A 22,999-nucleotide genomic window follows, 5' to 3' on the forward strand; every position below is an offset into this window, starting at 1 on the left:
ATGAGAAGCATCCCGAGTTTCCTGTCATTGTTCTCTTTAGTATTTCTTGCATCTTGCGGAGGCATAACTAAGGAAGAATTTGACAGAAGACTCTCTGGACTTGAGGGCAGGATATCACAGCTTGAGGAAAGGCAGAAGACGCTGGAGGAAAGGAACCTGAGAACTGAAGCCAGGGTTGATACACTTTCTGAGAACCTTGCAAGAACAAGGCTTGAACTGGAAAGACTCAGGATTGAAAGACAGAGCGCAGGTCAGGCAACAAGACTGCCAGAGCCGGTAAAGGAAGCGCCGCCCACTCAGAACCCATCCGAAAGAACACCTGAAGTTTCAAGAACTTCCCAGAACGTCCCTCAGCAGGCATCGGAGGAATATCAGAAGGATTACGAGGAGGCCATAAGGCTCTATAACCTGAGACAGCTAAATCAGGCAAGAGACAGGCTTATAGAGTTTATAAAGAAGTATCCCGGAACGCCACTTACCGACAACGCATATCTGTGGCTTGGGGTTGTTTATAGAGACCTGGGAGAATTAAACAAGGCTGAGGCTGTCTGGCTCACCCTGGTGGAAAGGTGTCAGAGAAAGGAGATGGTGGACTGCAACAAGGCACCCTCTGCCCTCCTTCAGCTGGCAAGGCTTTACGAGCAGAGGGGTGAAGGTCAGAAGGCAAGGGAATACTATGAGGCCATAATAAGAGATTATCCACTCTCTGAGGAAGCTGCAACGGCAAAGACAAAGCTTGGAAGGTAGCATGAGGATACCAAGGCATCTGGCGGTTATAATGGACGGAAACGGAAGATGGGCGAGGGAAAGGGGGCTGCCGAGAATAGCCGGCCACTACGAGGGTGTAAAGAGAGCAGAAGAGCTTGTGGACGCGTGTATGGAACTGGGTATAAGATGGCTCACCCTCTTTACCTTTTCCACAGAAAACTGGAAAAGGCCAGAGATTGAAGTAAAGGGTCTTATGAGACTTCTTGAAGGATATCTCAGAGAAAAAACCCAGTTGCTCTTTGAAAAAGGCATAAGGGTTTCCTTTATAGGAAGACGGGACAGGTTGCCACTCAGTCTTCTGAAGGAAATGGAAAGGGTTGAAAGGCTGAGGCCAGCAGAGGAGAAGCTTCATGTATTTCTTGCCCTTGACTATGGAGGCAGGGATGAGATACTCAGGACATTAAAAAAAGTCATGGATATGGGTTTAGAACCCACGGAAAAGAGCTTTAAATTACTTTCAGACCTGCCCCATGTTCCAGACCCAGACCTTCTAATAAGAACGGGTGGAGAGAAAAGAATATCCAACTTTCTCCTCTGGCATCTTGCATACACGGAGCTTTATTTTACAGATACTTACTGGCCAGACTTTCGGAAAGAGGAACTCATGAGAGCCCTTGGAGATTTTTCAAAGAGGGAGAGAAGATTTGGAGCACTTCTTTAAAAGTAGAGAGTTTATAGGTATACTGGTAGGTCTTCTGGCCATAGTGGTCAGCCTTTCTCCCTATCCTGTTTTCTACGCAGGTATCCTTGCCCTTTCCTTTCTCATAAGCAATGAAGTCTCAAGGGCTGTTGGGTTTAAGTTCTTCTACCTGGCACCTCTTACCTTCCTCGTAGGTTCCCTTTCTATTGAGCTTGGTTTCGTCTCTGCCCTGCTATTTTCCCTCTATGCAGGGTGGAAGCCATGGTCCATGGATAGCTTTCTAAAATCCCTTCTAATCTGCCTGTATGCCGGGCTACTTCCCTTTTTCCTGCTAAAACTGAAAACGGAGGATACCCATGCTCTCATAAAGCTTCTGATTTTTGTCTGGGCTGTAGACATATTTTCCTACTACGTGGGCAAGAGCCTTGGCAGAAGGCCTCTTTCTCCCAGACTATCTCCTAAGAAAACATGGGAAGGTTTTGCAGGTGGTGCGATTGCCGGGACTCTTACCATGCTTTTCTTTCATGGATTCAGGGGAGTTCTGTGGTCTCCTTTTCTTGTAGTGATAGCCCTTATGGGAGACCTCTTCAAGAGTTTTATAAAAAGACAGGTCGGTATAAAGGATTTTTCAAACCTTCTTGGAGAACATGGTGGATTTACCGACAGGTTTGATTCCCTTCTTTTCACAGCACCGGTTTACCTGTTTCTTTTAAAATTTTGAGCATGGAAAAGATTAAGAACTGGATAGAAGAGGTCATACCCTCAGGCTATGATTATGAAGTTTACATGGAGCGGAGAAAAAAGATAACCCTGGAAAGCGCTGAAGAAAAGCTTGAAAATCTACTGAGGGCTGAAGAGGCGGGAGTGGGTATAAGGGTTCTAAGGGGGAAAAGGATGGGCTTTTCATACACCACAGACCTTGAGGAAGCATCTGTAAAGGAGTGTGCAAAGGTGGCCATGCAGGTGTGTGATATAACCCCTGAGGACGAGGGCTTTGCTCTGGGTGCATGCGGGACTCACGGAGAGCTGAAAACCTTCTATGACGAGGAGGGCTTGAAACGGCCTATTGAGGAGAAGATAGAGCTTATAATAGACCTGGAAAGGAGGGCAAAGGAGCTTGATGGAAGGGTCAGGGGCGTAAGGAAGGTCAGCCTCAAAGAAAATGAGCTTGAGGTTCTTTGCTTGAGCTCCTGCGGTCTTTATTACCACTACAGGGGCACATGGTACACCCTCATGATGGCAGTGCTTGCGGAGGAAGATGGAGACTCCTCCATATCTTACGAGTTTTCCGGTGCAAGAGCTCTTGCTGACCTGCCTTTTGACAGTGTAGTGGAGGATGTGGTCTTCAAGGCGACGGCAACCCTCAAGCCCTCAGAAATAGGAACCACGAAAGTGCCAGCGGTTTTCTTCAGAGAGGCATCCGCCATGATACTTGAAGCCTTCAGCCCCATATTCCTTGGTGAAACGCTGGTAAAGGGTAAAACCTTCCTGAAGGGGAAGGAAGGGGAAGGGGTCTTCTCTCAAAAGCTTACCATCCTTGACGACGGCACTCTAAAAGGTGGTTTTATGAGCCTTCCTGTGGATGCAGAGGGTTATCCCATGCGTAAAAAGGCGGTGGTGGAAGAGGGCGTATTCAGAGGCTTTCTCCACAGCACATACACTGCCCTCAAGTCAAAGGCTGAACCCACTGGTAACTCGGTGAGAGAGGGCTTTAGAAGTCTGCCGCTTTCAGGAATAACAAATCTCTTTATAAAGCCGGGAGAAAAAAGCCTGCAGGAGCTCCTACAGGGGGATGTTTTCCTTATCACAGACCTCATGGGCCTGCATACTGTTGACCCCGTATCTGGAGACTTCTCCCTTGGTGCTTCTGGTATAATATACAGGGAAGGAAGGAGGCAAAAAAGCGTGAGGGGGGTTGTTATAGGAGGAAACATAAGGGACATATGGAGCTCAGTGGTGGATGTGGGCAGCGACCTGAAGTTCTACGGGAACGTGGGCTCACCTTCCCTCCTTATTGAAAACATAACTGTGGGAGGTTGACATGAACAGAGCCTTTGCCCCTATCCTTATGGTGCTTGGGGTCATACTTTTCCTCGCTGGGCAGTGGATAGCCTTTGAAATATACGCAAACACGAAGCTCTCAAGGGTAAGCCACAATATGGCTCAATTCATCCATCATCTTTATTCTGGAGATACGCTCATAAAGCTAAACAGAGCAGATGAAAATGTCTTTATCCTCAGGACGGCAACAGGCAGGGTTATTACAACAGACAACGCCATAGGACCGCTGAAGGCAGATGATTTTATAGCGGCAAGCTACAACAGGGACGGAAACCTGGCATACACCTACACAAAGAGGGTTTCTCTGTCTGAGTATCTGAACACTTTCACTGAAAAACCCTTTGCCCTTGGAATTTCCCTTTCAGGTGCTATTGTATTTCTTTCCGGGTTGACTCTGTTAATCAGAGAAGTTAGAGGAACAGAACAGAGGGAGAGAAAGACAAGGGGGGGGAGTATGCTGCAGGAGGAACTCACGAGGAGGCTGAAGGCTCTGAGAGTGGCCTTTGCCATGAGTGGAGTTATACCCGGAGAGAGTCTGTCTGAAGCCAAGAAGATACTGGACGATATAATTAAGAGAATGGAGGGCAAGTCATGAACGTGCTTATAGTCTCCTTTGATAAAAACCTGGTGAACAGACTTAGGGAGGTCCTTGGTGAACACAACGTGGTGGACGTAAAAAATGGTGAGGAGGCCATAAACACAGTCTCCTCTTACATGGACGTGGTGATATATGATGCGGTTTCTGGCTCCATATCAGAAGAAGACATAAACAACATGTTCAGGCAGAAGTTCAAAGACTCAAAATACATAGTCCTTGTGGATGACCTTTTCCCCGTTGACATGAACAACATAATGCCTCCAAGAAAGATAAAGGTGATGAGAGACGAGGCGGTGGAGAAGATTCCCACCGCCCTGTTTGAAGAGGCGGGGGAGGAAAAACCTGAAAGCCTTATATCAGAAGAAGAGGCAGCGCTGCTTCTTCCTGAGAGTGTGGTATCCTTTGAAGAAAAAGGGGCAACGCAAGAAGCGGGTATGGAAGAAGTTTTTGGCTTCAGGGAACTGGAACTGAGCACTTCCAGAAAAAAACTGCTTCTCGTTTCCTTTGATACATCCCTTATAAACAACATTAAAGAGGCTCTCTCGGATAGGGTGGATATAGTTGAGGCAAAGAACGTAAAGGAGGCCATTGAAAAGGCAAGGGAGGCGGACATAATCCTCTTTGACACCATATCCGGAATGCTTGCCTACAGAACTCTCTCAGACATGGCAAAGGATGATTTTCTGGCAAGAAAGCCTTATGTTCTCCTTATTGATGAACTCTTCACCATAGATGTGGGAAGCATTCCCCTTGAAAGGAAGTTCACCTTTGCAAGGGAAGCTGAACTGAGTAAGGCGCTGGAGAAGATTGCAGAGCTTCTGGAAGAAGCTCCTGCAGAGTACCCCGCGGAGGCAGTGCAGGAGACACCTCTTCTTGAGGAAAGGCTGCCCACAGACCTTCAGCCTGCAACCTTACAGGAAGAGGATAGAAGTATAATGAGTCTGCTTGAAGAGATAATAGGTGCGGGTTTTGAAGAAACAGGGGAGCAGGAGAAAATGTCCCTCTCTCCAGAAGAAGAAAAAACTCCAGAAGTGGCCATTACAGAAGAGGCTCCAGTCTCCCAGAGTATGCCTTACATGGAGAATGTGGCAGAAAGCCTTGCAATGGCTATAAGGGAAGTGATTAGAGAGGAGCTATCCCAGGAAAAGGTCTACTCTGCCCTTTCTCATATACTGAGCCCAGAGGAAATAGGCAGACAGCTGTCTACTGTTCTTGAAAGAAAGCTGGAGCAAATCCTCAGGGAAAAGGTCAGCGAGGTTCTTTCAGGGATTGATGTGAGCAAGATAGTAAGGGAGGAAGCTTACAGGGTTATGAAGGAGAGGCTTAGCGAGCTCATCACCTAAAAAATAGAGCCTCTTCTCTATACCATCCCCAGACGGTGGGGAAGAGGTTTTCAAACCCCTTCTTTGCTGCAAGCATGCTCTTGGGAGTTGTAAGGAATATCATGGGTTGCTCCATGGATATTATTCTGTAAGCTTCCCTGTAAAGGGCAACCCTTTTCTCTGGGTTTATCTCAGTTGCGCCCCTGTCAAAGAGTTCGTCAACCCTCTTCTCCCATTCTGTCTGCGGGCTTTTCTGCCTTGGGTTCCACATGTGAAGAGTTCCCGAGGAATGCCAGACGTTCCTTCCAAAGTGAGGGTCCATGGATCCCGTTAGCCCGATTATTACCGCATCCCAGTCGTAGGGTGGGGATGTAAGCCTGCTCACCAGGCTGTTAAAGTCTATTGGTCTGAAGACAACCTTTACTCCTATTTTCTCCAGGTCCTCCTTTATCATGTTCCCCATCGCTTCCCTTTCCTTATTGCCAGCATTGGTAAGAAGGACGAACTCAAGAGTGTTTCCTTCAGGGTCTTCCAGCCACCCATCCCCATTTCTGTCCTTAAAGCCAAGGCTCTGGAGTATATCTCTTGCCTTTTTGAGGTTGTATTCATACACAGGGAAGAGTCCCTCCGTATAGTAGGGTCTGTTTGCCGGCGTGACAGGACCATACAGTGGTTCAGCCAACCCATTGTAAACAAGATAGCACATGCCTTCCCTGTCTATGGCGTGGGATATTGCCCTCCTGAATTCTCTGTTCTGAAACCACTTGAGCTTATACTCTGGAATTCCAGAGCTAGGGTTCTGGTTGAAGACAAGAAAGGTGGTGGAAGGCGTCGGTCCAAGGTCAAAGAGTGTAGTTTCCTTTACCCTGCTCATAAAAAGCACATCCTGAGGCCTCACACCCATATAATCAATTTCTCCTAGAGAGTATTTCAAAAGGGCAGTATCCGGGTCCTGTATTATGTAGCCCACCTTTCTTTTTATGTAGGGAAGCTTCCTGCCAAGGCTGTCATGCTCGTAATAATAGGGGTTTGCTTCATACTCTACCATAACGCCCTTTATATACCTTTTGAGTCTGTATGGACCTGTCCCAACTATCTCCCTCGGGTCAGTGCTTACGTTCCATGCGGTCATAAAGTTTCCTTCCCTTACATACTTTTCCAATTTGTGTTTTGGCAGTATGGGTGCAGAGAGGGCATTTAGAAAGGGTGCAAAGGGCTGTGGAAGTCTAAACTCCAAAGTGTAATCGTCCAGCTTCCTTACAAAGCTTTTCACATCCTCCTGGCTTTTAAGAATACCCCTAAACATGTCTCCTGTAGAGTTGGGTATGTTGGGGTTGAGGTATATGTCCCTGTAAGTGAAGACCACATCATCTGCAGAAAATGGCTCTCCGTCGCTCCACAGCACACCTCTTCTCAGATGGAACAGGTAAACCTTCCCGCCTTCTCTTTCTTCCCAGCTCTGTGCCAGGTCTGGAACAACCTGCATTGTTTTCAGGTCTATCTTTGTAAGGCCTGTGAAAAGGTCAGAAAGCACCGCAGTGGAGGAGGTTTCCTGGGCTATGGCAGGATTCAGGGTTCTGGGGTCTGAACTCAGCACAAACCTGAGCTCACCACCTTCTTTACCCTCCTTTACATGAAAGTCTTCTGGGTCTATCCTTACGAAGGACACGTTCCCACCTCTTGGAGAGGAGGTGAGGTAAAAGGGAAGAAATATCAGGAATATAAAGCCAAGGGCAAAAACAAAAGACCTCATCCTGTCACCCCCAGAAGCTCCATGCCCCTTCTGTATGCCCAGTCTATGGCTAGAAGCACATCTTCCAGGCTCTGCGGGTCCCTCAGACTTACAGAGCTCAGCACCTCCTCCACGAGGTTGACTATGTCCAGAAAACCTATCTTACCCTGAAGGAATAGCTCAACGGCCACCTGGTCTGCACCCACCAGCACCGCCGGATATACACCACCCATGATAGCAGCCCACCTGCAGAGAGATATACTTCTGAACTTTTCCGTATCAACCCTTTCAAAGGTTATGGGAGAAAGCTCCAGGAGACTTTTCCTTTCAAAGGGAAAGGTCTTTCTTTCCGGATAGTAGAGGCTATGCAGTATGGGAATCCTCATGTCTGTCTGTGAGGTATGAAAAAGAAAACTGCCATCCATGAGTTCCACAACCCCATGCACCACGCTCTGAGGATGGACAACCACATCAAGCCTCTCCACATCAAGGTCAAAGAGGTTTATGGCTTCTATAAGTTCCATACCCTTGTTCATCAGGGTGGCAGAGTCAACGGTAATCTTTGCTCCCATCCTCCATGTGGGATGCCTCAGGGCATCCTCAACACCCACATGCCTCAGTTCTTCAAGGCTTTTTTCCCTGAAGGGTCCACCAGAAGCGGTAAGATAAACCTTCCTTATCTCTTCAGGCTTGAGACCCTGAAGTATCTGAAAAAGGGCATTGTGTTCGCTGTCCACGGGCACAATCCTGCCCCTGTTTTCTCTTACCAGTTCCCTGAGACATATGAGGGACTCTTTGTTGGAAGCCAGGAGCTTTTTGCCCTCTTGAAGCACGAGATAAGTAGGCAGGATACCATCCACGCCCGATATGGCGTTCATTACCATATCCGAGCCTTCCACTATGGCATAGAGACCTTCCTCACCCTTGAGAAAGTCTGTTCCCTCTGGCAATCTGGAGAGCCACTCCCTTGAAGGCTCCTCATAGCAGGCTACGTATTTGGGCCTTAATTCTATAGCCTGAAGTAATAACCTCTCTGATGCCCTTTTTGCCAGAAGTCCGATTAGCTCAAAATCCTCCCTGTATGCCCTCACCACATCAAGCGTCTGACTTCCCACAGAGCCGGTAGAACCGAGAACTCCGAGCCTTTTCATAGTATGCCTGCCCTGAGTATGTCGTGCATGTGTATTATGCCAACAGGTCTTTTTTCCTCATCAACAACAGGAAGAACGGTTATCTTATAGTCCTCCATCCTCTTCAGGGCCTCGGCAGCAAGCTCTTCCATGGCTGCAGTCTTGGGGTCTGGGGTCATAACGTCCCTGGCAAGGCTTGTGTCAAAGTTTCCTCCCCTGTTTACGAATCTCCTGAGGTCCCCGTCTGTTATTATACCCACCAGCCTTCCCTCTGCGTTTACTACAGCAGTAGCACCAAAGCCCTTGCTGGTCATTTCAATTATGGCTTCTTTCATGGGAGTATTTTCCCTTACCACTGGAACCTCTTCTCCCCTGTGGCAGAGGTCTCCAACCTGCCTTAACCTTCTGCCGAGAGAACCCGCAGGATGTCTGAGAGCAAAGTCTTCTCTGCTAAAGCCCTTTAGCTCCAGCAGAACCATGGCAAGGGCATCTCCAAGCACAAGAGAAGCGGTAGAAGAGCTTGTAGGTGCAAGCTGCAGAGGGCAGGCTTCTCTTTCCACAGAAAGGAATATATGCACATCAGAGTGCTTTGCCAGAGTGGATTGGGGGTTGTTTGTTATAGATATCAGTGGAACACCCAGGAGTTTTATGTAGGGTATGAGGGAGTTTACCTCGGGAGATTCACCGCTGCTGGAAAAGGCAAGCACTATGTCTTCCTTGTCTATCACTCCAAGGTCTCCGTGAAGGGCCTCCGCCGGGTGGAGAAAGTGTGCCGGCGTGCCAGTGCTGGAAAGGGTTGAGGCAACCTTGCGTGCTATATGTCCCGATTTACCCACACCCGTGGTCAGGACCTTCCCTTCACATTTGAGAATGAGATTTACAGCCTCCAGAAACTCACTACCAAGGCTGTCCCTGAGCCTCTCCAGCGTATGAATCTCTATATCAAAGACCCTTCTCGCCTTCTGTAGGATTTCATCCATCACTTTCTGTAATTCTCAATCCCCCTCCTTATCTCCTCATAGGCAAAATCCACCCCCTTGAGGCCTTCCACCTTTACCCACTTACCCGGTTCAAGCTCCTTGTAATGCTCAAAGAAGTGTTTTATCCTGCTGAGGGTTATCTCAGGCAGGTCCTCAGGGGACTTTATAGAATCATAGGTGGGGTCCAGCTTGGAATGGGGGACAGCAAGAAGCTTTGTATCTACACCTTCCTCGTCCCTCATCTGCAGTGCGCCTATTGGCCTGCACCTGAGAACGCTTCCTGGTGCAACAGGATAGCGAGATATGACCAGCACATCCACAGGGTCTCCATCGTCGGCCAGTGTCTGGGGGACAAAGCCGTAGTTAAAGGGATAGTGCATTGCTGTAAACAGAAACCTGTCCACAAAGACCGCTCCGCTATCCTTGTGTAGCTCATACTTTATGGGGCTGTCCTGGGGTATTTCCACCACCACATAAATGTCTTCTGGCGGGTTCTTTCCTGGGGGTATGTTTTTCAGGTCCATGTTTGCACCTCCTCTTTTATTTTAAACCTGAGCGTTGCAGAAGTTCATGCTCTCCTCTGTGCCAAATTCAACACATCTATGTAAACATTCACCAGCCCTCTTTAGCACCTTTGCAAGCAACACTTCCTCCTCCTCGCTGAAAGGAGAGAGCACGTAGTCCACAACCCTGTTCCTGTCCCTTGGTCTGCCTATACCAACTCTTAGCCTTGGAAACTTTTCTGTCTTTATCTCTCTTATTATTGACTCCATACCATGATGACCTCCACTGCTTCCTTCTGTTCTCAGCCTTAGCCTGCCCAGGGGAAGGTCAAGGTCATCGTAGACAACAAGCATTTCCTCAGGGTTTATGTGATATTCTTCAAGGAGGTTCACCACCGCAAGACCAGAGTTGTTCATGTAGGTCTGTGGTTTTGCCACGAGAACCTCTCTGCCGTCAACTCTGACCCTGTAGAGGTGAGATAGGCACTCTTCCGAGTAATCCTGAACCCTCAACCTTCTCAGAAACTCCTCCACAACCATAAAGCCCACATTGTGGCGTGTTTTTTCATACCTCTTACCCGGATTTCCAAGACCCACAAGAAGCCTTATCATTCAGCAGGTGCGGTCTCCTCCACTTCAGGCTCCAGCACAACAGCCACCGTCTCTTCTGGAGAGTCCATGATTATACAGCCCTCCGGTGGGACAATGTCCCTAACATGAAGTGCATCCCCAAGCCCTAAACCGCTCACATCAACGCTTATTTTGTCAGGAAGTCTGTCCACCCTCGCCTTCACAGTAAGGCTGTGCATGAGAGGTTCAAAGGTTCCACCAAAACCCACACCTGCAGGGGTGCCGATAAATTCTATGGGCACTTCCACCTCAATCTCGCTCACATGTGTTATATCCTGCAGGTCCACGTGTATGGGGTTGTCCCCAAGCCAGCCCATCTGCATCTCCCTAAGGAGACATACCCTTCTATCTCCATCAATCTCCGCCTCAATGAGAAAGGTTTCACCCTGTGGAAAGGCCTTTAGGTCTCTTATGCTTATGTATGCATGTATGTTCTCCACATCTTTGCCGTATACCTCCACAGGAACGTAGCCTTCTCTCCTGAACCTCTTTACCTCGCTCTTTTTGCCTAAAGCTCTTGGTATTAGCTTGACCTGAACCCTTTTCATCCTTTACCTCCTTTATACAAAAAGTGAGCTTATGGATTCACCCTCATGGGCACGTTTTATAGCTTCTGCTATGAGCGGAGCTATGGAAACAACCTTTAGCTTCTCAAGCCCTTTCCCCTCCATGCTAAGGGTGTTGGTCACTATAACCTCTTCCACTGGAGACTCCCTCAGTCTGTCTATTGCAGGACCTGAAAAGATACCATGGGTTGCGGCCACCCACACACCCTTTGCTCCCTTTGATAAGAGCATGTTAGTGGCGGCAACTACAGTGCCGGCGGTGTCTATTATGTCATCAACTATTATCGCCTTTTTACCCTTAACATCGCCTATGAGGTCAAGCACTTCCGCCACGTTGGGCTCAGGTCTTCTCTTATATATAATGGCAATGCTACAGCCCAGCTTGTTGGCAAGGAGCCTTGCCCTCTCTACCCCGCCTGCATCTGGTGAGACCACCACCATATCCCCATCCATATAGTTCTTTATGTATTCGTATAGCACATTCAGGGCGTAAAGGTTATCCACAGGTATGTTGAAAAAGCCCTGAATCTGGGGAGAGTGAAGGTCAACTATTATGAGCCTCTGGGCTCCTGCAACCGTTATGAGGTCAGCCAGAAGCCTTGCACTTATAGGAACTCTAGGTTTGTCCTTTCTGTCCTGCCTTGCATAGGCATAGTAAGGGATTACAGCGGTTATTCTTCCAGCAGAGGCCCTTTTGAGAGCATCAAGCATGAGAAGAAGCTCCATTATGCTCTCGTTAACGGGATATCCAAGAGACTGAATCACGAAAACATCTTCCCCTCTCATGGATTCGTTTATCTTCACTCTCACCTCACCGTCGCTGAACCTTCCCACTATAACATCGGACAGTGGGATGCCAAGATATTCAGAAACTTCCTGTGCAAGCCTGGGATTGCTGGTGCCTGTCAGAAGTTTTATAGAGCCAAACATTGCACACCTCTTCAGTTTTATGGAAAGCTGGGGTGCCTGGATTCGAACCAGGAGCCCCCGGATCCAAAGTCCGGTGCTCTGCCAGTTGAGCTACACCCCATAACTTTCCACTCTGTAAAGCCTCCAGCCTCTTGCCCTGCAGGCAAGCTCTACCTCAACGGTAGGCTCACCTACATAAAAAACGCTTGAGCCACTACCACTCACCAGGGCTGACATGCCCAGGCCTCTCAGAAACCTAAGCACTTCGCCCACCTCAGGGTAAAGCTCTCCAGCCAGCTCACCCAGCCTGTTCTGGAGCACGCTGAAGTCTCCAGCCCTCAGGCAATCTATTATTTTATCACCCTCTAACTTTTCTGTCAACATCTCTTCTCTTACCATGCTGTATACATGGGCTGTTGAAGACCTGATTCCCGGATGTATGAGGGTAAAGGTCATCCTGGGCAGCTCTAGTCTTTCAAGAATCTCACCCCTGCCCCTTCCTATAGCAGCTCCACCGAGGAGAAAGAAGGGAGCATCAGAGGATATCCGACCTGCTATTAGATATAGCTCTTCTTCACTCAGCGGATTACCCATGAGCTCGTTTACGGCCCTTAAAACCGTGGCAACATTTGAAGAGCCACCCCCAAGACCGCCGCCCTCGGGTATGTTTTTCTGGATAAAGATTCTCAGGCTAATTTCCTTCCCGAGAAGTCCCTCCATCACCCTGAGGGCCTTGTAAACCAGGTTTTGTTCCATGGGTATCCCCGTGCTGGTTTCAACGCTGAGGGGACCTTCCTCTATAAGCACCTCGTCAAAGAGGTCTACAGCCTGATAGATGGTGAAAACCTCGTGGTATCCATCAGCCCTCTTTCCAAGAAGCCAGAGACCCAGGTTCACCTTTGCGGGGGACAGAAGCCTCAGCATAGGTATAATCATAGCTCTTTGATTTATCCGCTGCAAGCCATGTTTATTAACTTTTCAGGCTAAATAAATATTAGTGATTTATACTAAGAATTTTCTCAAAAACCTCTTGACAAACTTTCCGGGTGTTAATATAATATCTACCCGTAAAATTCCTTGAAGGAGGTGGAACATGGCAAAGCTCAGACCCCTTTATGACAAGATTGTGGTCAGGAGACTCGAAGAACAGGAACAGAGAACAGCCTCTGGCATCATCATACCAGACACCGCCAAAGAGAAGCCTCAGGTGGGTGAGGTGGTGGCGGTGGGAGAAGGAAAGCTCCTGCAGAACGGTCAGCAAGTTCCACCAAAGGTAAAGCCCGGGGACAGGGTTGTTTTTAACAAGTATGCGGGCACCGAGGTAGAGCTTGACGGTGAAAAGTTCCTTATCATGTCTGAGGACGAAGTCCTTGCCATAGTTGAGTAAAAAACTTTTAAAGGAGGTGGTAGCATGGCAGCAAAGAAGGTTATCTACGGAGAAGATGCAAGGGCAAGGCTCAAGGCAGGCGTTGACAGGCTTGCCAACGCGGTAAAGGTCACCCTTGGACCAAGGGGTAGAGAGGTGATAATTGAGAAGAAGTGGGGAACGCCCCTTGTCACAAAGGACGGCGTGACCGTTGCCAAAGAGATTGAGCTCAAAGACCCCTATGAGAACATGGGAGCTCAGCTGGTAAAGGAAGTCGCCTCCAAGACCGCAGACGTTGCCGGTGACGGAACTACCACGGCAACTGTTCTTGCTCAGGCAATCTTCACCGAGGGACTCAAGGCAATAGCCTCCGGCGCAAACCCCATGGACCTTAAGAGGGGCATAGACAAGGCTGTGGAAAAGGTTGTTGAGGAGATAAAGGCACAGTCCATACAGGTGGGTGGAAGGAAGGAAATAGAACAGGTTGCCACCATATCCGCCAACAACGACCCCGAGATAGGAAAGATAATAGCGGACGCAATGGAAGCCGTGGGTAAGGATGGTGTTATAACCGTTGAAGAGTCCAAGTCCGCCCAGACCACCCTTGAAACCGTCCAGGGTATGCAGTTTGACAGGGGATATCTGTCTCCCTACTTCGTGACCAACCCTGACAAGATGGAGGCAGTGCTTGAAGACCCATACATACTCATATATGAGAAGAAGATTTCCAATGTAAAAGACCTTCTGCCAGTTCTTGAGCAGGTGGTAAGGGCTGGAAAGCCAATCCTGATAATCGCCGAGGATGTGGAAGCGGAAGCCCTTGCAACCCTGGTGGTCAACCATATAAAGGGCGTAATTAGGGCATGCGCAGTAAAGGCACCGGGCTTTGGTCAGAGGAGGAAGGACTACCTGCAGGACATAGCTATACTAACGGGTGGAACCGCCATAACTGAAGAGCTGGGTATAAAGCTTGAAAGCGTTGGGCTTGACATGCTGGGAAGGGCGGACAAGGTGATAGTGGACAAGGACAACACCACCATAGTGGGTGGAAAGGGCTCTAAAGAAGCCATAAACGCGAGGATAGAGCAGATCAAAAAGCAAATCGTGGAGACAACCTCCGACTACGACAGGGAAAAGCTCCAGGAAAGGCTTGCCAAGCTGGCTGGCGGTGTTGCTATAATAAGGGTCGGTGCAGCCACAGAGGCAGAGCTTAAAGAAAAGAAGGCAAGGGTTGAGGACGCGGTGCATGCCACCAAGGCTGCGGTGGAAGAAGGTATAGTGCCCGGTGGTGGTGTGGCACTGGTGAGAGCTTCAGAGGCTCTTGAAAACCTCAAGGTGGAAAACCCTGACCAGCAGGTGGGTGTGGACATAGTGAAGAAGGCCTGCAGGACGCCGCTCAGACAAATTGCCAGCAACGCAGGCTTTGAAGGATATGTGGTGCTTGAAAAGGTTCTCCAGCTCGGAAAAGAGAAGGGCAAGAACTGGGGCTTTGATGCCTCTGTGGGAGACTACAAGGACATGGTAGAAGCCGGAATAATTGACCCCACAAAGGTGGTGAGGACCGCCATACAAAACGCTGCCTCAGTGGCGGGAACCATGCTTACCGCAGAAGCCCTCGTGGCTGAAATACCAGAGGAGAAAAAGGAGAAAGCACCAGCCCCAGAAATGCCCGAGCTTGACTAAAAACCTGCCCCCGCAAGGGGGCTCTTTATTTCAATATCTTAAGCAGACTTTCCACAACCTCCCCTGTATTGGTTCCCAGATAGATAAAGCCGTTTTTCATCTGGCATCCCTTTGTGGCACACAGTCCACCAAAGGAAAGAACCTCACCGTTGTGTTTTATTAGCTTTGTGGAGGGCACATAAAGACCTTTTCCATCTGTATAAAAGTCCTCAGCCCTGAGCTCTATCTCCCTGCCATCCGACCTGAGCAGAAGGGTTCTGTATGCCTTTCCTGCATAAACATCCAGACCTTCATAGGCTGAAAATCCCTCGTACATATCCCTTATGGGGTTCTCTGCCTGTTCAAACTTCACATAATCCTTTACCGTATAGCATTCCTTAAAGAGAGCATAGGGGCAGAGCTTTGCACAGTAGTCATGGTCTATGCTCTTGAAGAGTTCACCCAGTGCATAACCCTTGGAGGGAAGTATGTTCTCCTTTCCCAGTTTCTGGAGAAAGCCTGACCTTCGCATAACCTCCTCAACTGGTGCCTTTGCGTTCACGAAGACCAGGTTCACCCCCTTCTTCCTCAAATCATCTAGAAAATCACCAAGGGCGTCAAGGGCGGTTCCATCCATGTAGTTCACGGACTCGCAGTCTATAACAAGATGTTTCAGGGCTGGCTTTTGCTCCACTATCTCCCTTATTTCCTCAAGTATGTTCTCCGTGTTGGCATAGTAAAAGGATGCCTCTGGTCGAACCATTTCAATCTGAGGGCATGTGGGCAGGTTGTTGCTTTCTGCGTTGACAAAGGTTTTGCTTACAGGGTCTCTTGACAGCCTCACAATCCTGGGATACAGACTCCTCCAGAGGAAGAGGGAAAGGGAAAGAAACATACCTATGAATATGGCGTAGTCTGGCTTCATTATGAAGGAGAGGGCAAAGGTAGTTATGGCAGACATTCCATCGTAGCGGTTTGTCCTCCAGAGGTGCACAAAGTAAGCAGGCTTTACCAGGTTTATTACCGCTGTTATAACAATCGCAGAGAGCACTGCCCTTGGCAGGTAATACAGAAGAGGTGCTACAAAGAGTATGGTGGCTATGACAAAGCTTGCACTTATTATGTTTGCCATGCCAGTTTTTGCACCCGCCTGAAAGTTTACCGCAGAGCGGGAAAAGGAACCGCTGACAGGAAAGCTCTTGAAGAAAGAACCCACAAGGTTTGCAAGCCCCTGACCCACAAGCTCCTGATTGACGTCTATCCTCTGCTTTGTCTGACTTGCTATGAACTTGGCTATGGCGTATGCTTCCATAAAGCCAACAAGGGCTATGATAAAAGCTTTACCCAGTATCCTGTCAAGAAGGTCCCAGTCTACAGACGGTAAGGAAGGAAGAGGAATTCCTCTGGGTATATCACCCACCACCCTTATACCATAGCTTTCAAAGGCGAAGAAGTAAGACAGTGAGGTAAAAAGGGCCACCGTAAGCAGTGCGGATGGAAAGTTTCTGTTTATCCTTCTCAGACCTATTATCAGGGCTATGGATACCAGGCCCACTAGAAGGGTATATGGGTTTGTCTGTGGAAGGCTCTTTGCTATCTCGTATAGGTTCTGGAATATGAGCTCCTTCTGCTCCACCTTTATGCCGAGAAGGGCAGGAACCTGCGTCGTCATGATTATTATGGCCGCTGCGTTTGTAAATCCTATTATCACCGAGTGGGAGACAAAGTTTACAAGAAATCCTAGCCTGAAAAGCCCGATGGCGAGCTGTATGATGCCTACAAGAAAGGCCATCAGTATGGCGAGCTCTATAAACTTCTCATCGCCGGGCTTTGCGTAGCTTGTGAGAGAGACAAAGGTTAGAAAGGCAACTATGGCAACAGGACCTGTGGCCAACTGGGCGGAGCTTCCAAAGAGGGCGGCTATTATGACGGGTATGGATGCGGCGTAAAGTCCGTAAACGGGTGGAAGACCGGCAATCAGGGCGTAAGCCATGGACTGGGGGACAAGAACCACAGCCACGGTAAGACCGGCAATAAAGTCAGAGCTGAGGGTTTTCCTGTCATAACCCCTGAACCACCTAAGAAAGGGGAAAACCTCTCCATAGCTTTAAAAATACTAACATAAATCATAAAAGTCCATGTTCCTTTATCCGCTTATAATCTTATAAGCCATGCTTAATCTCGCGGTCCTCCAGTTCAGACCAGTTCTTGGAAGGGTGGAGGAAAACCTGAGGAGAGTTATGGAAATGCTCATGTCTGTTAAAGATGGTTCGCTGGTGGCTCTGCCGGAGATGTGGCAGTGCGGCTTTGATTATGAGAGACTTGACAGGCATGCGGATGCCACCGGTGAAGTTCTGGAGGAGTTAAAGAAGGTATCCGCTGAAAAAGGTCTGACATTAATCGGCACATACCCAACGAAAAAAGAAAAGGGCATATACAACTCCGCCATTATCCTTGAGAGAGGGCAAATACGGGGCTTCAGGCACAAGATAAAGCTCTTCCCCCTCTATGAGGAGCCCAGGCACTTCCTGCCCGGTGCTGAAAACCCTGTTTTTGAACTTTCTGGATTGAAGGTGGGCATACTCATATGCTTTGAGCTCAGGTTTCCTGAAATTTCACAGAGTCTTAGAGAAGCTGAGCTTCTTGTGGTCCCTTCCATGTGGGGTGAAGGCAGAAAAGAGCATCTGAGAATTCTCTCAAGGGCGAGAGCCATAGAAAATCAGTGTTTTCTCATGCTGTCCAGTGCTTGGGGGGAGGTTGGGGGTGAGAGGTTTGCAGGATGCTCTGGCATATATGGACCCTGGGGTGAAGTTCTCGCCTTTTCTGAAAAGGGAGACAGCCTTATTCAGGTAGAGGTGGACTTAGAAGAGGTAGAGAGGGTAAGAAGACTTATTCCAGTCCAGTTATAAATCCTGAGCTGTTGTAAAATATCCCTACATGACCCGCTACATATTCGTCACGGGTGGTGTTCTCTCTTCTCTCGGAAAGGGTGTTGCCTCAGCCTCAATAGCAACACTGCTTGAGGAGCAGGGGCTTAAGGTAAACCTTCAGAAGCTTGACCCATATCTCAATGTTGACCCTGGCACCATGAGCCCTTACCAGCACGGTGAAGTCTATGTTACGGAGGACGGTGCAGAGACTGACCTTGACCTTGGACATTATGAGAGGTTCACAACCATCAGCATGAGCAGAAAAAACAACGTGACCGCAGGAAGGGTCTACTATAACGTCATACAGAGGGAAAGAGAGGGTGGTTACCTTGGGGCTACCGTGCAGGTCATACCCCACATAACCGATGAGATAAAGAGACTGATAAGGGAGCTGGAGGATGGCTGTGATGTGGTGGTGGTGGAGATAGGGGGAACGGTGGGGGACATAGAGAGTCTTCCCTTCCTTGAGGCTGTGAGACAGCTCTCCGTGGAGGCGGGCAGGGAAAGAGTGCTTTTTGTGCACACCACCTATGTGCCATACATAAGGATAACTGGAGAGCTAAAGACAAAGCCCACACAGCACTCTGTAAAGGAGCTCAGGGCAATCGGTATACAGCCAGACATAATTCTGTGCAGGTCAGAGACGGAGGTGCCTGAAGGCATAAAGGAGAAGATAGCTCTTTTCACCAGCGTCAAAAAGTCTGGGGTTATATCAGCACCTGATGTGGATTACATATACGAGGTTCCTCTGGTTTTCAAGAGGCAGGGGATTGATAAACTCATACTTGAGCATTTTGGCTTTGAATACAGAGAGGTGAGAAGCAAATGGGAAAGTATAGTGGAAATTCTCAGGTCTTCAAGGGGTGAGGTAAACATCGCCCTTGTGGGAAAGTATGTTTCCCTGAAAGATTCCTACAAGAGCGTGGTTGAAGCCCTCATCCATGGAGGTATAGCCAACAGAGTAAGGGTAAACATTAACTGGATAAACTCAGAGGACTATGAGGAAGAGCTTCTTGAAAAGTCTGACGGCATACTTGTTCCGGGAGGCTTTGGAGAGAGAGGGACAGAGGGCAAAATGAGGGCGCTCACCTATGGCAGAGAGAAGAAAAAGCCCACCTTTGGTATATGCCTTGGTATGCAGCTCATGTGCGTGGAGTTTGCAAGGAATGTGCTCGGTCTGGAGGGTGCCAACTCTACAGAGTTTGACCCCATAACGCCCCATCCAGTTATAGACATAATGGAGGAGCAGAAGAACATAAGACAGCTTGGCGGAACCATGAGACTGGGTTCTTACCCATGCATGCTTGTGGAGGGGACAAAGGCAAGGGATATATACGGACAGGAGCTGGTCCACGAACGCCACAGGCACAGGTATGAGTTCAATAACCTATACAGAGAAGCCTTTGAAAGCTCCGGTATGCTCTTTTCCGGGCTCTCGCCCGATGGGAGGCTTGTGGAGATAGTAGAATTAAGGGACCATCCCTGGTATCTTGGCTGCCAGTTTCACCCCGAGTTCAGAAGCAAACCCTTCCAGCCCCACCCTCTCTTTGTGTCCTTCATCTCCGCCTGTTTACAAGGCCAATGACCGCCACATCTGGCGGAGAAAAGAGCCTCATGGGAGGACCGCCCGTTCCTACTCCCTTGCTTACGTAAAGGTAAGAGCCTCCAAGACTATGAAAACCCCTGTCGCTGAGGAAAAGTTTTGTAAGTATAAGCCTGCCCAGTGGATAGTAAACTCCCCCGTGGGTATGACCCGAAAGCATGAGGTCAAAAAGACCCAAAGTCCCCTCTTCCAGCCTTGGCTTGTGCTTCAGGTATAGGACAAAGCTTTTCCTGTCAACCCTCTGCAAAAGCTCTCTGTCTGAAAGGGTGCCAAGGCAGGCTCTGAAAAGCCTGCAGTCATCGTCGTCAATTCCAGCAACTGTGAGGTTGTATTCTTTCAGGTATATCACATCTCCTCTGAGAAGTTTAAAGCCAGCTCTCTGGGTAAAATCCACTGCCTGCTCCACTCCCCTGTAGTATTCATGATTTCCCAGCACTGCATACTTTCCCAGCGGCGGGTTCATCTCTGAAAGGGCATCAGCCAGATAAAGCTTATCCCTCATGTTTCCGTCCACCAGGTCCCCTGTGGAGACCACCAGGTCTGGCCTTTCCCTCTCATACACCTGCATTATGAGCCTGACCTTGTCCATACCCATTACAGGACCAAGGTGAAGGTCCGAGATGTGAAGTATTCTGACCCTCTCCACATGAGCCGGTAGTTTATCCGTATAGAGGGTAAACCTCTCCACCCTGAGGTTAAGAGTTTCGTAGTGGCTGTAGGCGGAAAGGGCAAGGGAAAATATCAGGAGCGCGGCTGCAACCACTTTTACAGGGGGCTTAGGCAGTGGGTTAATCCTCAGAAATCTGTAAGAAACATAAATGACTGCCCTGTAGAGCTCAAAAAGAAGTCCACCCAGCACCAGATAGAAGAGAAATCCCATCCAGAGAAGCCCGCTCAGGGCTGTTATGTAGGCAATATGATAGTTCATGTGAGCATCCGCAAAACGCCAGATGAAGGGTGAAAGGAACCCGAGGAAAAAGAGGGAAAGCACAGCCCTTCTGCCTATTTTTCCAAGGGCTGGCTTGAAAACTCTGAAGTATGCGTAAGCATGCATGAAACCAAAGACTGTAAGAAAAATCAATATAAACCACATCATAGTCCCAGCTTATACCCGAAGCCCCTCACCGTCTGAATCGCCCTGCCCTCTTCGCCCAGCTTTTCCCTGAGCTTTTTTATGTGAACATCCACAGTTCTATCATACACATCTCTCTTGAGAACCCTTTCTATAAGATACTCCCTGCTTACGGGTTTTCCATAGTTTTCAAGAAGTGCAGACAGTATCATAAACTCTGTAGGTGTCAGTTCAATGAGCTCATCCCCCCTTTTTACCTCCTTTTTTTCCAGGTCCACTTGAAGACCACCGAGCTTGAAATGGGTCTGTCTCTTTTCCTTTCCAACCCTTCTCAGCACCGCCTTTACCCTTGCCACAAGCTCCTTCAGAGAAAAGGGCTTTGTTATGTAGTCATCTGCGCCCAGAGAAAAGCCTCTCAATTTGTCCTGTTCCATATCCCTGGCTGTGATAAATATAATGGGGATTTCTCTCAGGTTGTTGCTGTTTCTCACATACTGAGCTATCTTAAACCCGTCGTAGTCTGGAAGCATCACATCAAGGAGCAGCAGGTCGGGTTGTTGTTCTTGGAGATACTTCACAGCTTCAGCGCCCCTCAGACAGATAATTGGCTGATAACCCTCTTTTTTAAGGTTATAGGCTATGAGCTCAGCAAGGTCACTGTCGTCTTCCACAAGGAGTATCTTCAGGTTCATATCTTCAAGGGCTTTATCCTTACAGCCACCTCGTCCGGGTTTACCACATCACCCACAGATATGAGCACTTCCTCCACCACGCCTTCCACAGGACTGTGAACTTCGTTTTCCATCTTCATGGCCTCTACCACAAAGAGCACATCTCCTTCTTTTACCTCCTGCCCTATGCTCACCTTTACGTTTACCACCTTGCCTGATATGGGCGAGGTTACATCTCCAACGCCCACGGGCTTTGGTCTTCTGGGCTTCACCTCTACTGCAGAGGTTATTTCACCGTAAGGAGAGGGAATGCTTTCCACTTCCTTGAGTGGCCTTAGGATGACCTCTTCCAGCTTTCCATCAAGCCTCACAAAGAAGGGCCTTCCTTCGGTGGTTGGTTCACCCCTCCCCGCTATCTGCACATGATACTGTTCTCCATGGACTGTAACAATGAACTCAACAGGTATGTTTTCCTTCATTTCTTCCACGAGTTCCTCAGGTGGAAGTTTTTCTCCCTTCTCTCTGGACTCAAAAAACTCCTTCGCTACCAGGGGAAAGATGGCATAAGAAAGCACATCCTCCTCACTCTTTGCCCCAGCCCTTACAGCCTCTTCCCTTGCTTTGGGTAGCTCAGGCTCAAGAAGGTCTGCAGGCCTTATGTGATATATGGGCTCCTCGTCACCCAGTATCTTTTTTATAAGCTCTTCCCTTATGGGTGCAGGGGGCCTGCCATAGAGACCCTTCACGTAATCCCTGGTCTCCTTTGTCACCACCTTGTACCTTTCTCCGTGAACCACATTAAGAAATGCCTGAGAACCAACTATCTGACTTGTGGGGGTTACAAGGGGAGGATATCCAAGGTCCTGACGGACTATAACCACCTCCTCAAGGACCTCTGGAAGCCTCTCCTCCATACCCTGTTCTCTGAGCTGACTTATAAAGTTGGAAATCATACCACCGGGAACCTGATGGAGAAGCACGCCCACATCGGGATAGGGAGGGAGCACATCATATTTTTTATACTTCTTCCTTATGCCTGCAAAAAGGTCTCCGGCCCTCTGGTAAAGCTTTTCATCCACCCTCACCTGATAGCCGAACTCCCTCAGCACATATATCATGGTCTCACCTGGCGGGTGAGATGTCTGACAGGAGAGGCTGTAAAAGACCGTGTCTATCATGTCCGCCCCCGCTTCCACGCCTTTGAGCTGTGCCATCTGTGCAAGGTCTGCTGTGGTCTGGGTATGAAGATGCACCATGTATTCTGGAAATTCTGACTTGAGGGCGTAGACCAGCTCGTAGGCAACCTTTGGGGAGAGCAGTCCGGCCTGGTCCTTTATGGATATGATATCTATGCCCATATCCACAAGTTCTCTGGCAATACCCACATAATATTCCACCGTGTGCACCGGGCTTATAGTGTAAGAGAGCACACCTTTTACCGTTGCCCCTACCCTCTTAGCAGTTTCTATGGACTTTCTCATATTTCTTGTATCGTTAAGAGCGTCAAAAATCCTGAATACCTCTATGCCGTTGTCATATGCCCTCTTTACAAACTCCTCTACCACATCGTCCGCATAGTGCCTGTAGCCCACCACATTCTGACCTCTCAGGAGCATCTCAAGCCTTGTGTTTGGTGCATGCTTTTTGAAGAGCCTGAGCCTCTCCCATGGGTCTTCCTTGAGATACCTGAGGCACACATCAAAGGTGGCCCCTCCCCATACCTCAAGAGACCAGAATCCGCACCTGTCAAGGACCTCTATAAGTTCAAGCATGTCCTCTGTCCTGACCCTTGTAGCAAGGAGAGACTGAATACCATCCCGTAAAGAAACGTCTGTGATAAAAATCTCTCGCATAGG

The 22,999-nt window shown here is 48.7% G+C and carries 21 protein-coding genes, 1 tRNA gene and 1 pseudogene; 10 read left to right on the plus strand and 13 right to left on the minus strand.

Annotated features, from left to right (window positions below; translation table 11 throughout):
• The 6 genes from ACKRDP_RS06355 to ACKRDP_RS06380 are packed head-to-tail and all read left to right on the plus strand — an operon-like array spanning position 1 to position 5,410.
• The gene (locus ACKRDP_RS06355; protein ID WP_409153939.1) at positions 1 to 747 is read left to right on the plus strand and encodes a tetratricopeptide repeat protein; all 747 of its coding nucleotides are present in this window, start codon (positions 1 to 3) and stop codon (positions 745 to 747) included.
• A 1-nt stretch (position 748) separates the two neighbouring features.
• Positions 749 to 1,429 carry a polyprenyl diphosphate synthase gene (gene uppS / locus ACKRDP_RS06360; RefSeq protein WP_409153940.1) on the plus strand — a complete coding sequence of 227 codons (681 nt, stop codon included), beginning with the start codon at positions 749 to 751 and terminating at the stop codon, positions 1,427 to 1,429.
• Positions 1,413 to 2,129 (plus strand): phosphatidate cytidylyltransferase, encoded by a 717-nt coding sequence (locus ACKRDP_RS06365; protein WP_409153941.1) that lies wholly within the window; start codon positions 1,413 to 1,415, stop codon positions 2,127 to 2,129. The genes uppS and ACKRDP_RS06365 overlap by 17 nt, the downstream gene beginning before the upstream one ends.
• Before the next feature lie 2 nt (positions 2,130 to 2,131).
• Positions 2,132 to 3,448, plus strand: a complete 1,317-nt coding sequence (locus ACKRDP_RS06370) for a TldD/PmbA family protein (RefSeq protein WP_409153942.1) — start codon at positions 2,132 to 2,134, stop codon at positions 3,446 to 3,448.
• 1 nt (position 3,449) lies between these two features.
• On the plus strand, positions 3,450 to 4,064 hold the full coding sequence (locus tag ACKRDP_RS06375; RefSeq protein ID WP_409153943.1) for a hypothetical protein: 615 nt from the start codon (positions 3,450 to 3,452) through the stop codon (positions 4,062 to 4,064).
• Positions 4,061 to 5,410: a hypothetical protein gene (locus ACKRDP_RS06380; RefSeq protein WP_409153944.1), complete on the plus strand. Its 1,350-nt coding sequence runs from the start codon at positions 4,061 to 4,063 to the stop codon at positions 5,408 to 5,410. The genes ACKRDP_RS06375 and ACKRDP_RS06380 overlap by 4 nt, the downstream gene beginning before the upstream one ends.
• Here the strand turns inward: ACKRDP_RS06380 and ACKRDP_RS06385 are convergent.
• The 9 genes from ACKRDP_RS06385 to ispE form a co-directional block, all read right to left on the minus strand.
• Complete coding sequence (locus ACKRDP_RS06385) at positions 5,403 to 7,142, minus strand: ABC transporter substrate-binding protein (protein ID WP_409153945.1); 1,740 nt, start codon at positions 7,140 to 7,142, stop codon at positions 5,403 to 5,405. The two genes, ACKRDP_RS06380 and ACKRDP_RS06385, sit on opposite strands and share 8 nt — an antisense overlap.
• Positions 7,139 to 8,272, minus strand: coding sequence for a 1-deoxy-D-xylulose-5-phosphate reductoisomerase (dxr, locus tag ACKRDP_RS06390; protein WP_409153946.1), 1,134 nt, complete (start codon positions 8,270 to 8,272; stop codon positions 7,139 to 7,141). The genes ACKRDP_RS06385 and dxr overlap by 4 nt, the downstream gene beginning before the upstream one ends.
• Positions 8,269 to 9,231 carry a KpsF/GutQ family sugar-phosphate isomerase gene (locus tag ACKRDP_RS06395; RefSeq protein WP_409153947.1) on the minus strand — a complete coding sequence of 321 codons (963 nt, stop codon included), beginning with the start codon at positions 9,229 to 9,231 and terminating at the stop codon, positions 8,269 to 8,271. Before ACKRDP_RS06395 ends, dxr begins: the two co-directional genes overlap by 4 nt.
• Positions 9,231 to 9,755 (minus strand): inorganic diphosphatase, encoded by a 525-nt coding sequence (gene ppa, locus ACKRDP_RS06400; RefSeq protein ID WP_409153948.1) that lies wholly within the window; start codon positions 9,753 to 9,755, stop codon positions 9,231 to 9,233. Before ppa ends, ACKRDP_RS06395 begins: the two co-directional genes overlap by 1 nt.
• 21 nt (positions 9,756 to 9,776) lie before the next feature.
• Complete coding sequence (gene pth / locus ACKRDP_RS06405) at positions 9,777 to 10,346, minus strand: aminoacyl-tRNA hydrolase (RefSeq protein WP_409153949.1); 570 nt, start codon at positions 10,344 to 10,346, stop codon at positions 9,777 to 9,779.
• On the minus strand, positions 10,343 to 10,912 hold the full coding sequence (locus ACKRDP_RS06410) for a 50S ribosomal protein L25/general stress protein Ctc (RefSeq protein ID WP_409153950.1): 570 nt from the start codon (positions 10,910 to 10,912) through the stop codon (positions 10,343 to 10,345). Before ACKRDP_RS06410 ends, pth begins: the two co-directional genes overlap by 4 nt.
• 12 nt (positions 10,913 to 10,924) lie before the next feature.
• Positions 10,925 to 11,860 (minus strand): ribose-phosphate diphosphokinase, encoded by a 936-nt coding sequence (locus ACKRDP_RS06415; protein WP_409153951.1) that lies wholly within the window; start codon positions 11,858 to 11,860, stop codon positions 10,925 to 10,927.
• Between the two features lie 27 nt (positions 11,861 to 11,887).
• Positions 11,888 to 11,960 (minus strand) — tRNA-Gln (locus ACKRDP_RS06420).
• Positions 11,951 to 12,763: a 4-(cytidine 5'-diphospho)-2-C-methyl-D-erythritol kinase gene (gene ispE, locus ACKRDP_RS06425; protein ID WP_409153952.1), complete on the minus strand. Its 813-nt coding sequence runs from the start codon at positions 12,761 to 12,763 to the stop codon at positions 11,951 to 11,953. The genes ACKRDP_RS06420 and ispE overlap by 10 nt, the downstream gene beginning before the upstream one ends.
• Before the next feature lie 169 nt (positions 12,764 to 12,932).
• On the opposite strand from ispE, the gene groES reads away from it, so the two are divergent.
• Both groES and groL read left to right on the plus strand, forming a co-directional pair.
• Complete coding sequence (groES, locus tag ACKRDP_RS06430) at positions 12,933 to 13,226, plus strand: co-chaperone GroES (protein WP_409153953.1); 294 nt, start codon at positions 12,933 to 12,935, stop codon at positions 13,224 to 13,226.
• A gap of 24 nt (positions 13,227 to 13,250) precedes the next feature.
• Positions 13,251 to 14,888: a chaperonin GroEL gene (gene groL, locus ACKRDP_RS06435; RefSeq protein ID WP_409153954.1), complete on the plus strand. Its 1,638-nt coding sequence runs from the start codon at positions 13,251 to 13,253 to the stop codon at positions 14,886 to 14,888.
• Positions 14,889 to 14,913: 25 nt separating this feature from the next.
• Here groL and ACKRDP_RS06440 read toward each other — a convergent pair.
• Positions 14,914 to 16,944, minus strand: a pseudogene (locus ACKRDP_RS06440) (SulP family inorganic anion transporter); the annotation flags it as partial.
• A 94-nt stretch (positions 16,945 to 17,038) separates the two neighbouring features.
• Between ACKRDP_RS06440 and ACKRDP_RS06445 the strand changes: the two are divergent.
• Both ACKRDP_RS06445 and pyrG read left to right on the plus strand, forming a co-directional pair.
• Positions 17,039 to 17,776: a carbon-nitrogen hydrolase family protein gene (locus ACKRDP_RS06445; protein WP_409153955.1), complete on the plus strand. Its 738-nt coding sequence runs from the start codon at positions 17,039 to 17,041 to the stop codon at positions 17,774 to 17,776.
• 28 nt (positions 17,777 to 17,804) lie between these two features.
• Positions 17,805 to 19,382, plus strand: coding sequence for a CTP synthase (pyrG, locus tag ACKRDP_RS06450; protein WP_409153956.1), 1,578 nt, complete (start codon positions 17,805 to 17,807; stop codon positions 19,380 to 19,382).
• Here the strand turns inward: pyrG and ACKRDP_RS06455 are convergent.
• From ACKRDP_RS06455 to oadA, 3 genes are read right to left on the minus strand one after another with little or no spacing between them, the layout of a single operon-like run.
• Positions 19,354 to 20,496, minus strand: a complete 1,143-nt coding sequence (locus ACKRDP_RS06455) for a metallophosphoesterase (protein WP_409153957.1) — start codon at positions 20,494 to 20,496, stop codon at positions 19,354 to 19,356. The genes pyrG and ACKRDP_RS06455 overlap by 29 nt on opposite strands.
• Complete coding sequence (locus ACKRDP_RS06460) at positions 20,493 to 21,164, minus strand: response regulator (RefSeq protein ID WP_409153958.1); 672 nt, start codon at positions 21,162 to 21,164, stop codon at positions 20,493 to 20,495. The genes ACKRDP_RS06455 and ACKRDP_RS06460 overlap by 4 nt, the downstream gene beginning before the upstream one ends.
• Positions 21,161 to 22,996 (minus strand): sodium-extruding oxaloacetate decarboxylase subunit alpha, encoded by a 1,836-nt coding sequence (gene oadA, locus ACKRDP_RS06465; RefSeq protein WP_409153959.1) that lies wholly within the window; start codon positions 22,994 to 22,996, stop codon positions 21,161 to 21,163. The genes ACKRDP_RS06460 and oadA overlap by 4 nt, the downstream gene beginning before the upstream one ends.
• Positions 22,997 to 22,999: the final 3 nt, after the last annotated feature.

This window comes from Pampinifervens navoyensis, from assembly GCF_046159715.1.
Classification (GTDB): Bacteria; Aquificota; Aquificia; order Aquificales; family Aquificaceae; genus Pampinifervens.